The organism is Paraburkholderia sp. BL6665CI2N2 (assembly GCF_004366535.1).
Taxonomy (GTDB): Bacteria; Pseudomonadota; Gammaproteobacteria; order Burkholderiales; family Burkholderiaceae; genus Paraburkholderia.
Genome location: NZ_SORC01000001.1, coordinates 7122690 through 7133292, shown reverse-complemented (window position 1 = coordinate 7133292; position 10603 = coordinate 7122690). Strand labels below are relative to the sequence as shown.

9 protein-coding genes and 1 riboswitch are annotated in these 10603 nt (G+C 62.9%); of the genes, 3 read left to right on the top strand and 6 right to left on the bottom strand.

Annotated elements, in window-relative coordinates; all coding sequences use genetic code 11:
* Nucleotides 1-88: 88 nt before the first annotated feature.
* Complete coding sequence (locus B0G81_RS31990; protein ID WP_134140948.1) at nucleotides 89-268, bottom strand: hypothetical protein; 180 nt, start codon at nucleotides 266-268, stop codon at nucleotides 89-91.
* Nucleotides 269-518: 250 nt separating this feature from the next.
* A riboswitch (cyclic di-GMP riboswitch) is annotated at nucleotides 519-598 on the top strand.
* Nucleotides 599-652: 54 nt separating this feature from the next.
* Between B0G81_RS31990 and B0G81_RS31985 the strand changes: the two genes are divergently transcribed.
* The gene (locus B0G81_RS31985; protein WP_134140946.1) at nucleotides 653-1525 is read left to right on the top strand and encodes a spherulation-specific family 4 protein; all 873 of its coding nucleotides are present in this window, start codon (nucleotides 653-655) and stop codon (nucleotides 1523-1525) included.
* A 401-nt stretch (nucleotides 1526-1926) separates the two neighbouring features.
* The gene (locus tag B0G81_RS31975; RefSeq protein ID WP_007182451.1) at nucleotides 1927-2088 is read left to right on the top strand and encodes a DUF1328 domain-containing protein; all 162 of its coding nucleotides are present in this window, start codon (nucleotides 1927-1929) and stop codon (nucleotides 2086-2088) included.
* Between the two features lie 209 nt (nucleotides 2089-2297).
* Here the strand turns inward: B0G81_RS31975 and B0G81_RS31970 are convergent, their stop codons facing one another.
* Complete coding sequence (locus B0G81_RS31970; protein ID WP_134140944.1) at nucleotides 2298-2927, bottom strand: GNAT family N-acetyltransferase; 630 nt, start codon at nucleotides 2925-2927, stop codon at nucleotides 2298-2300.
* Nucleotides 2928-3031: 104 nt separating this feature from the next.
* Nucleotides 3032-3937, bottom strand: coding sequence for a LysR substrate-binding domain-containing protein (locus tag B0G81_RS31965; protein ID WP_134140942.1), 906 nt, complete (start codon nucleotides 3935-3937; stop codon nucleotides 3032-3034).
* A gap of 106 nt (nucleotides 3938-4043) precedes the next feature.
* On the opposite strand from B0G81_RS31965, the gene B0G81_RS31960 reads away from it, so the two are divergent.
* A complete protein-coding gene (locus B0G81_RS31960; protein ID WP_134140940.1) occupies nucleotides 4044-4934 on the top strand; it encodes an EamA family transporter in 891 nt (296 codons plus the stop codon).
* Between the two features lie 66 nt (nucleotides 4935-5000).
* Here B0G81_RS31960 and rfbC read toward each other — a convergent pair whose 3' ends face one another.
* From rfbC to B0G81_RS31945, 3 genes are all read right to left on the bottom strand, one after another.
* Complete coding sequence (gene rfbC / locus B0G81_RS31955) at nucleotides 5001-5552, bottom strand: dTDP-4-dehydrorhamnose 3,5-epimerase (protein ID WP_134143269.1); 552 nt, start codon at nucleotides 5550-5552, stop codon at nucleotides 5001-5003.
* A 110-nt stretch (nucleotides 5553-5662) separates the two neighbouring features.
* Nucleotides 5663-6658: a helix-turn-helix domain-containing protein gene (locus tag B0G81_RS31950; protein WP_134140938.1), complete on the bottom strand. Its 996-nt coding sequence runs from the start codon at nucleotides 6656-6658 to the stop codon at nucleotides 5663-5665.
* Between the two features lie 728 nt (nucleotides 6659-7386).
* A complete protein-coding gene (locus B0G81_RS31945) occupies nucleotides 7387-10599 on the bottom strand; it encodes a multidrug efflux RND transporter permease subunit (RefSeq protein ID WP_134140936.1) in 3213 nt (1070 codons plus the stop codon).
* Nucleotides 10600-10603: the final 4 nt, after the last annotated feature.

Sequence of the window (10603 nt, the reverse complement as noted above, 5' to 3'; positions counted from 1 at the left end):
CGTTGCGGCGGATGCGATACCGACTTTTTGTTTGTTTACTGGTAAGGCGGTGGAAGATATCACATGACATGGGGTGTCTCAAGCTCGCTTATGCCGTTGCGTGAATTCCAATAGTTAAATAAAGGCAAATGCATCCGCTTGAATTCAAAGGCAAACGATTGCGCGCCTCTGCGAGCCGGATAGTAATGACGGCGCGGCCTGAAATTAATTCGTCAAGCGAATCGGCAACGTGTTGGAAAATCGCCGCAGAGTGTTCGATCAGGCGCATCGGCGGCAATTCTTCCGATCATTAAATTACAAACGTGCGCTGCGGTACTTTTCAAATCGTCCAAATCTTTTTAAGGCCCGCCTAACACGCGCATATGACTGCTTGCCGGCTCGGGTCGACACCGCACCCAGCAATAAGTACCGAAATTCGTAGACAGAAATTAATTTTCCGATATCCTTCTCGGGCATTCGATTCGAATGCTGCGAATAAATAAATCGGCCCCCTAAAGAAAATTCAGGGGATGCCGTAAGCGCAGTTTGGGCAAACCCGGAGCGATCCGGCGACGCAAAACTACAGGGACTCCCTCGCGGGAGTTTGCCAGTTGCCCGCCGTATCCACGGCGGGCCAATCGACAGCGGTGACCACACCGCGTCAGGAGGCTACATGCTGGACAATCGGGGAATGGGTGCAGTTGCGTTTGTGGCTTCGGAATCGGCGGAAGCAATCCGTCTTTTGGGCCGCACAGGTAGAAGTCTGAAACGGGCCGGACTGATCGCGGGCCTGCTAGTTGTGGGTTGCCTGAACGGCACCGCCTTCGCGGCCACCACGACAATCACGACAACCACCAGTCTCGTCGTACCTTCCTACTTCAATGCCACCAGCAGCGTTGCGAACTGGAACAGTCTCGTGACCTCGGCGCGCAAGGTGCCGACCACGGCCATCCTGAATCCCAACAGCGGCCCTGGCGCCAAGGAAGATCCCAACTACGCGGCGGCCGCCGCCAAGCTTCGCGCCGCCGGCGGCAAGGTGCTGGGCTATATCTCCACCTCGTACGGCAAGCGCTCGCTTTCCGCGGTCGTGACCGACATCAACGCCTACGTCGCGATGTATAAGGTGGACGGCTTCTTCATCGACGAGATGACGTCCGACAGCCAGATGTCGCACATTCAGTTCTATCAGTCGATCTACAACTACATCAAAGGATTGAACGCCACCTACTCGGTGACGGCCAATCCGGGCACCAACATTCCCGAGCTTTACGCGAGCTTGCCGACGGCCGACCAGTTCGTCGTATTCGAAAGTACCGCGAAGAGTTACGCGAAATATCAGCCGATGAGCTGGCAGGCCGCCTATCCGAAGAGCCGCTTCGTGCACATGGTGTACGGCGCGACCGCTGCCCAGTTGCCGGGTGTCGTGCAATACGCGAAGACACATGGCGCGGGTGGCGTGTATGTCACGTCGCTCTCCGGCGGCAATCCGTATAAGGCATTACCGCCCTACTGGAACGATGAAGTCACGGGCGCCGCCGCGCGTTGATGAGCTGATTTATATCGACATCGACATGACGTTTGCCGCGGCCGGCGTGGCCGGCCGCGGCAGTTCGTGAACGACGCAGCCGCCGCGTCGTGATCGCGATCGTGACCAGAACACACCCTCCCTTTCGACAACCGCAGAACGTACTCGCGGTATAGCGGATCGCTTTTCACCTGATCGGGTTGTCTCCGCAGCGGCAGATCGATCTTGACGCCGTGCATCACGCGGCCGGGCAGAAACGCGAAGCTGCCGCCACCATGCGCACGGTCTCCCTCTGGTGCGTTCGGTCTGGGCACACCTATTGCTCTATTCCGCTCGCCGGCAAATAACCCGTCAAAGCACGCAGTGCCCACAACGAGTCGCCGTTTTCCATTTAATCCAGCAATCCATCGGTGGGAGGCCCCATGCTTCGATACGCTGCAATCTTCTTCATCATCGCGATCATCGCCGCGGTATTCGGCTTTGGCGGCATTGCCGCAGGCGCGACTGAAATCGCCAAGGTCCTGTTCTTCATCTTCGTGGTGATCTTCCTCGTTACCTTGCTGATGGGCGTGATGCGACGCTGATGAACGCGTCGACTGTCTAGGTTGAATCACACTTGCCCCGGCGCGCAAACCGGCACTCCGTTGCAATACTTGCCGTACCGTATTGCAATTGTTGCTGACCGCGCCGGGGTTCTCACTTCAGGCTAGCCTGCATCCAGACGTTTTCACCCACGCATTGCACTGCACCACTTCCTCGTTTTCTTTATCGCTTCGTTGGACCTTCCTTGTCTTCACGCCGCGCGCGCAATCGGCGTACGCGCAGTCAACCGATGCGACCAGTTAGCGAGCGTACGCGTCGCCACCGACGGCTTGCTCAGGATCGCACTGTCGTAATTCTTGCCATCAAAGCGTACGAAATCGACGATGCGAAACCCCTGCCCGCGATAAAACGCAATCAGATGCGTGGCCGGTTGCGGCGTATCGAGTGCAAGCTCCGCATAACCGCGCGTCGCGGCCCAATGATCGGCGAAGGCAATCAGCAACGTACCGATACCGCGCGCCTGCCACGCGGGCTCGACCGCGAACTGGCGCAAGCTCGCGATACCGTCGCGCCGGTATAGCTCGCATGCCGATCCACGATCTGTCGCGTAGAGGGTCATCGTGCCGACGATGCGCCCGTCGCACACCGCCACATAGCAATCGCCGCGCGTTGCGCGCAGGCGTGTCGTCTCGACGGTCTGATCCACGCACGTGCAATTGAGGCCCATCGCGCCGAGCGGTGTGAAGGCCCGATGCAACAGCGCCGTCAATGCGACGAACGAATCGCGCGCCGGATCGAAGCGGCGCAATTCGGCGCGGCCCACACCGTGATACACGTAGTCGATACGAACGGATTGTTGCTTCGCTGCACGTCGCTTCACGTTGAGCACCTCGCGGTATCAAGATGCCCGAAGTGTAGATTTCGCGTGGGTGCGTCTCAAGAAAAAATGTCGTAAAAACTCACATGAGAGCCGCTGCGGACGCGTTAGCTTAAGGCCGGCGCAAGCTGCGGTTCGCCTTCGCGCAGACCGAGATGCAATTCCTCGCAGAGGAACGTTTGCAAGGTTTGCACGGCGGCCGCCTGCGCGCCGGAAACCTCGCGCATGAAGAGACCGAAGTCCGCGGTGGGCGCGTCGGGCAAACCGTCGGCCTGGCCGAGCACGCGCATGGACTCCGAGCGAATGTTGCCGTCGAGCAGCACGGACACACCGAGCCCCGCTTCAACCGCGGATTGCACGGCCGGCAGACTCGTGCTCGTGCACACGATGCGCCACGCGATCCCCGCGCGCCGCAACGCCGTCAACACCTGCTGTTGCCACAGGCACGCGTCGCCGAACGCCACCACCGGCAACGCCACCTGTGCGTCGCGATTGAAACCGCGCGCGCCGACCCAGAAGAGCGGCTGCTTCCACGTGAGATGCGGCGCCGCGTCGACCAGCGCCGGATCGCCGACCACTACATCAAGGCTGCCATCCGCGAGCCGGTTCGACAGCGCCGCACTGCTGTCGACGACGATCTCCAACGCCACTTGCGGATAAGCAATCGAAAAGCGCCGCAACGCCCGCGGCAATCGGCCGACGGCAATGTCCTCCAGCATGCCGAGCCGCACGGTGCCGGACACCTGCCCCGCGCTCAACGCGCGGCGCGCATCGGCGCCCGCGCCGAGTATCGTGTGGGCATAGGGCAACAGCAGATGTCCCGCTTCGGTGAGTTGCACGCCGCGCGGCGAGCGGTCGAGCAAGCGCTGCCCGAGTTCGTCTTCGAGCCGGCGCAGTTGCATGCTCACCGCGGCCTGAGTGCGCGCGAGGCGCGTCGCCGCCACGCCGACCGCGCCCGTCTCCGCCACGGTGACAAAGGCGCGCAGCAGGCTGCTGTCGAGATCTCGGGTCATAACGATTCTTGAAGTCGGCATAAGAAATATCAACTTATCTTAATACCGCGAGCACCGATAAGATAGCGATGACGAACCCCGACCGAACGCCAACTCGCCGACAACCATGCAGGACACCACTCTCCAACCCGCGTTGAATCCCGCGCAAACCAGCGTGAAACCCGCTCGCAGCGCGGCCGGGGCGGCCCTGCTGTGCGTGCTGTCGATGTCGTGCGTGCAGTTCGGCGCCGCACTTTCCGCGCCGACGATGGCCACGTACGGTTCACTCAGCACCACCTGGCTGCGTCTGTGCTGGGCCGCATTGGTGCTCGCCTTGCTGGTGCGTCCGCGCTTGATGAGTTACTCGCGCGCGCACTGGACCGCCGCCGGCGTGCTCGGCGCGGCGATGGCGGGCATGACGCTGTGCTTTTTCGCGGCGCTTCAGCGCATTCCGTTAGGACTCGCGGTCGCGATCGACTTTCTTGGGCCGCTCGCCGTCGCGACCTTCGCCGTGCGTCGCGCGCGCGCACTGCTCTGGCCCGCGCTGGCAATCGTCGGCGTGATCCTGCTCTCGCGCGATCGCGCCGGCTGGATCGGCGAACCGCTCGGCGTGCTGCTCGCTTGCGGCGCGGCGCTCGGCTGGGGCAGTTATATCGTGTTGATGAAGAAGACCGGCACCCTGTTCGCGGGACTCGAAGGACTGTCCGTGTCGCTGATCGCGGCGGCACTCGTGGCTACGCCATTCGGATTGGCGCAAAGCGGTCTGCATGTAGCGGCGGCCCAGGTCATGGCGACAGCGGGCCTCGCGCTGCTGGTCCCGCTGCTGCCGTACGCGCTGGAAATGGTGGCGTTGCGGCACATGCCGGCCGCTTCATTCGGCATCCTGATGAGCGTCGAACCGGCGATCGGCGCATTGGCCGGCTTCGTCGTACTGCATCAGCCGATGGGGATTCTGCAGATCATGGGCACGCTGCTGGTGGTGACCGCAAGCGTCGGCGCCGTGATGGTGGCGCGCTGAAAATCCGCGGCACGGTCGTGTGCGCACCTCGGCGCACACCTCGGCGCGCAAGACCGTGCGCCTGGCTCAGGCGATGTTTTCCGCTTCGTACAGACGCCGGCCCGCGGCATCCTTCGCGCCAAGGGTCGGCTCGAAATCGATCGGCCACTCGATGCCGATGTCGGGATCGCGCCACAGAATGCAGCGCTCCAGTTCGGGAAACCAGTATTCCGTGGTCTTCCACAAACACTCGGCGGTATTGGACAGCACCACGAAACCGTGCGCGAAGCCGGGAGGCACCCAGATTTGCCGGTAATTGGACGCGCTCAGATACTCCCCGCACCACTTGCCGAAGTTCGGCGAATTGAGCCGCACGTCGACAGCGACGGCGAACACTTCGCCCACCACGACCCGCATGAGCCGGCCCTGAGGGCGTTGCACCTGGTAGTGCAAGCCCCGCAACACGCCACGCACCGCACGCGAATGCCGGTCCTGCACCCATTGAAAAGCTTGCGAGACGTCGTCGGCAAACTCGTCCGCGCTAAAGCTCTCGAAGCAGAAGCCGAACTCGTCGCAAAACACCTCGGGCTCGATGAGTTTCACCTCCGGCAATGTCGTTGCGATCACCTTGTTGCCCATTGCCGCTGTGCTCGTAAGAAGCCTGACCGGCGAAAACGCTGCCGCCACGACGGAGAACGCGTCCACGTGTCGTAAGGCGCCCCGCCGCCGGCTCGGGCGCCTGCATGATGTTACGCCTCGCTCGCCACGCGGCTGCGCGCGCGATATTCGGTTGGAGACAGCGCCATGCGCTTGCGGAAAATCTTCGCGAGACGATCGCCATTGCCCGTACCGCTGCGCCGCGCGATCTTGTCGACAGGCAATTCGGTCTCGGTGAGGAAGTTGCAGGCAATGCGCAAGCGAACCTGCAGCAGATAGTCCGACGGCGTGACCTGCATTTCATGCTTGAAACGCCGCAGGAAATTGCGCTCGCTCATCGCCGCGACCTGCGCGGCGTCGGCCACCGAAACCGGACGGTCGCAATTGGCCTCCATCCAGCGCGCCGCCGCGCGGATCTTCTCGGCCACGCTGAGCGTGCCGCCCTCCGCCGGTAGCGGCACCCAGGTGGCAGCCATGCCGGGCATCACGCGGTCGGCGACGCTGCGGGCAAGCTCCGCACCGAGATCGCGTTTGATAAACATGAGCGCGCTGCGGGCACAGTCGTTACGGTCGTTGGACGCGTTGAGCGCGGACTCGCCCGTGACACTGCTGAGATAGCGGTTCACCTGCGGTCCGTCGCCATCCGTCGGGCCGGCCGCTTCCAGCACGAGCCGTCCTTCGCCGATCGTTTCGATCGCACGCGTGCGCGATTGCACCGCGCGCAGCCAGCCGAGCACCCGCTCGTCGCGCGCGGCCACATGCGCGCCGTAGCCGCCCGCGATGAACAACACGTCGAAACCGCTGGCGAAGCGCGCGTCGATACGGTCCGTCCAGATTCGCGCGGAAGAAGAACTGGCGACGCTGCCGCCGTCCATGGAAAGGAATTGCACTTCGTAGGGCTGCTCTTCACCGGCGCGCGAACCCGAGAGTTCGTTCGCCGTCTGGAACATCTCCACCACCGTGCCTGGGCCGAGCAGCCAGAAGCCGTCGAACAGCAACACGCCGATGCGCCGCGTCGCACTACGCACGTTCAGCGTCGGCGTATGTAACCAGGTGATCCTCGCAGTATCAAGGTGCATGTGCGGCATGATATTTCCCCAAACTGTCGTACATTGTGGACCCCGATCGCCGTTAGCCGCCGTTATGACGGAATGATTATTGCCAGCGGAAATCGCAGCTGGCCGCTTAACGGATTAAGCGTGATGGTAGCGGAATGGATCGCTATAGTAAATTTGAAAAACAAATTACTGTCGAGAAATAGAATGTATGAAGAAAACCGTTATCTCGCGTTTGATATGACAACGGCGGGATGAGTCCGCGCCGCAGCCGCGCACACCCGGCGCTCCCGGCAGCTCGCCGCCAAACCGTTGCTAGCAAGGCTTTCCAGGCACTGACGGAGCGCGTGCCGGGGCGCCGCAACGCATCCGGATTATGACCTGCGTATGGCAAAGCGGCATCCAAAAGTGTTTCAAACTTGAAATACAAACCTCGCAAATAATGACCATTCAATAGCCGATTTATTCGCAAATCGAGAATTTATTGGCCACCGGGTGCAATCGGCCTGCATTTAACGAATCGATCGCTATTAATCGTTTCTAAACGCGTTTTTCGAACGTCCGAAAATGTTTCTATATTGAAACATTGGCGGTTTTATACGTATGAACAATTCGTGCTTGCAGTGCACAATAACTATAAACATCGGAGGATTGAAGGCTTGTCGCGCCCGAAGAATCGGGCGCGTTTGAAGTTGCGCTGGCCGGCGCCTGACGGCGCCGCCCAGCGCACCACGCCGGTCACGACGCAGCTATCCGAACGCTCAGGCCGTCGGCGACTCGTCGAGCGACTCGCGTTCGATCCCGGTCGCGGCACGGCGGCCCTGCCGCTCGGCGCGCCTGCGATGCAGTGCCGCCAGCCGCCGCCGTCCGTGCGTGAGCGAAGCGACCGCATGGAACGCGACCGGCGCGAACACCAGCCCGAACAGCGTGGCAGCCAGCACCCCGCCGAAGACGCCTGTGCCGATCGAGCGGCGGCTTTCGGCACCCGCGCCGCTCGACACCACGAGCGGCACGACGCCCAGCAGAAACGCCGCCGAGGTCATCACGATCGGCCGGAACCGGGCGCCCGCGGCCTCGGTCACCGCACGCGTCAACGGCATGCCGCCCTGGTACAGATCGCGGGCGAATTGCACGATCAGAATCGCGTTCTTCGCCGCGAGGCCGATCACCGTGATCATGCCGACCTTGAAGTACACATCGTTAGGCATGCCACGCAACAGCACCGCCGCAACCGCGCCGATCACGCCGAGCGGCACGACCATCAGCACGGCAAGCGGAATCGTCCAGCTTTCGTACAGGGCGGCCAGCGCCATGAACACCGCCAGCAACGACAGGCCGATCAACAGCGGCGTGAGTCTCGCGGCCGCGGTTTCCTCGCGCGCGGCATCGACCCAGTCGTAGCTCACGCCGACCGGCAGGGAAGCCGCAAGTCGCTCCAGCTCCGCCATGGCCGCGCCGGAACTGTAGCCTGGCGCCGCGTGACCGCTCACGTCGAGCGACGGATAGCCGTTGTAGCGCGTCAGCATCACCGGGCCGATCGTCCACTGACGCGTTGCGATAGCCGAGAGCGGCACCATGCCGCCCGTCGAGTTGGGCACGGAAAGCGCGAGCAAATCCTCTTCGGTCATGCGCGCCGCGGCGTCGGCGGCGATCATGACGCGGCGCATGCGGCCGCCGGCCGGGAAATCGTCGATATAGGTCGAGCCGAAGGTGCTGCCCAGCACGTCCGCGATGCGGTCGAACGACACTCCGAGCGCATAAGCCTTCGCGCGATCGACGATAAGCTCGACGCGCGGCGCGTCAGGCAGATCTTCCGAGTGCACCGAGGCCAGCACCGGGCTCGCCTTGGCCTGCGTGAACAGTTGCTCGCGCGCGGCCTTCAGCGCGTCGAGCCCCACGCCGCCGCGATCCTCGAGGCGGAACACGAACCCGTCCGAATGCCCGAGTCCCGGCACCGAAGGCGGCAATTGAGCCTCGACGCTACCGTCCAGAATCTGATCGAACTTTGCGTTGAGCCGGTCGCGCAGGGCCAGCGCATCGATATCGCGCTTGCCCCAGTCCTTGAGTTCGACGAATCCCATCGCCACGTTCTGACCACTGCCCGAAAAGCTCCAGCCGATCACACTCGTGACGTTCGCGATTGCGGGCTCGGCATGGAGAATCGTTTCCGCGCGTTGCACCACGGCCAGCGTGCGCGCCTGGGTGGCGCCGGCGGGCAATTGAATCATGACCTGCAACTGGCCTTCGTCTTCGCTTGGCAGGAAACCGCCGGGCATCTGCCAGTAGAGCACGCCGCACACGCCGACCAGCACCGCGTAGATGGCCAGCATGGGGCCGATACGGCGCAACGTGCGCGCGGTCAACCCGCGATAACCACGCGCGGCGCGATCGAAGCCGGACGTGAAACGGCTCGCCGCGCGCGCCGCGAAACCGCGAATGCCGCGGCGCGCGTCGCGTTGACGCACCGATTGCGTGTGCGCCCTCAGCAGATTCGCGCACAACGCGGGCGTCAACGACAAGGCCATGAACGACGACACCAGCATCGACGCGATCATCGCCACCGCGAATTGCCGGTAGATTCCGCCGACGCCGCCGGGAAAGAACGCCATCGGCACGAACACCGCCGTCAACACCGCCGTCACGCCGACAATCGCGCCGCCGATCTGCGACATGGCTTTGCGCGTGGCCTCGCGTGGCGGCAAGCCCTCTTCTTCCATCACGCGATGCACGCTCTCCACCACCACGATCGCGTCGTCGACCAGAATGCCGATGGCGAGCACGAGGCCGAACATCGTGAACACGTTGATCGACAGACCGCACGCATACATGGCGAGAAACGCGCCCATCAGCGTGACCGGAATCACGACGGTCGGCACCAACGTATAGCGCAGATCGCGCAGGAACAGCCACATCACGAAGAACACCAGCACGACCGCTTCCGCGAGCGTGACGAGCACCTCGTGAATGGCGATCTTCACGAAGTGCGCGTTGTCGAAGGGGATTTCGATGGCGACGCCCGAAGGCAAGCCTTTCGCCAGTTCGGCAAGCCGCGCGCGAATCGCGTTCGACGTTTCGAGCGCGTTGCCGCGCGGCCCGAGTTGAATCCCGACCGTTGCAGCAGCCTTGCCATTCAGGCGCGAATAGTACGAGTAGTTGTCACGCCCGAGTTCGACGCGCGCGACATCGCGCAGGCGCACAGCCGAGCCGTCCGGCCGCGCCTTCAGCACGATCTGGCCGAATTCCGCCGGCGAGATCAACTGGCCTTTCACGCTCACCGAGGCGGTCAATTGCTGGCCCGGCACGAATGGCGCGTCGCCGAGCGTGCCCGCCGTCACGGTTGCGTTCTGTGCGGCGATGGCGGCATTCACTTCGGCGGCGCCGAGGCCGTATTCGCGCAGCTTCATCGGGTCGAGCCAGATGCGCAGCGCTTCGTCGGCGTCCCAGAGTTGGGCTGAGCCCACGCCGGGCGCGCGCTTCAACTCGCGCAACACGTAGCGGCTCAGATAGTCGCTCAATTGCACGGAGTCGCGCGTGCCGTCGGTGGAACTCAGCGCGACCAGCATCAGGAACGTGTTGGCCGCCTTGAATACGCTGATGCCCTGCTGCACCACCTGTTGCGGCAAACGCGGCTCGACCTGCTTGAGCCGGTTCTGGATGTCGACCAGCGCGAGATCCGGATTGGTGCCGGGCGCGAAGGTCGCGTCGATTTCGAGTTCGCCCAGGTTGTCGCTGGTCGTTTGGTAGTACATCATATTGTCGGCGCCATCGAGACTCTCCTCGATGATGCTGCCGACACTCTCGTCCACAACTTCAGTCGACGCCCCCGGATACATGGCGGATATCACAATGCGCGGCGGCGCAAGGCGCGGATACTGCGCCACCGGCAGTTGCGGAATAGCCAGCGCGCCCGCCACGACAATGGCGAGCGCGACGATCCATGCGAAGACCGGGCGGTCGATGAAGAAAAATGGCACTCAA

Bases quoted from the DNA above. Each gene is read 5' to 3' on its own strand.
- B0G81_RS31960 (WP_134140940.1), top strand. From the start codon at position 4,044: ATGCAGGACACCACTCTCCAACCCGCGTTGAATCCCGCGCAAACCAGC.
- B0G81_RS31975 (WP_007182451.1), top strand. From the start codon at position 1,927: ATGCTTCGATACGCTGCAATCTTCTTCATCATCGCGATCATCGCCGCG.
- B0G81_RS31950 (WP_134140938.1), bottom strand. From the start codon at position 6,658: ATGCCGCACATGCACCTTGATACTGCGAGGATCACCTGGTTACATACG.
- rfbC (WP_134143269.1), bottom strand. From the start codon at position 5,552: ATGGGCAACAAGGTGATCGCAACGACATTGCCGGAGGTGAAACTCATC.
- B0G81_RS31990 (WP_134140948.1), bottom strand. From the start codon at position 268: ATGCGCCTGATCGAACACTCTGCGGCGATTTTCCAACACGTTGCCGAT.
- B0G81_RS31985 (WP_134140946.1), top strand. From the start codon at position 653: ATGCTGGACAATCGGGGAATGGGTGCAGTTGCGTTTGTGGCTTCGGAA.
- B0G81_RS31965 (WP_134140942.1), bottom strand. From the start codon at position 3,937: ATGACCCGAGATCTCGACAGCAGCCTGCTGCGCGCCTTTGTCACCGTG.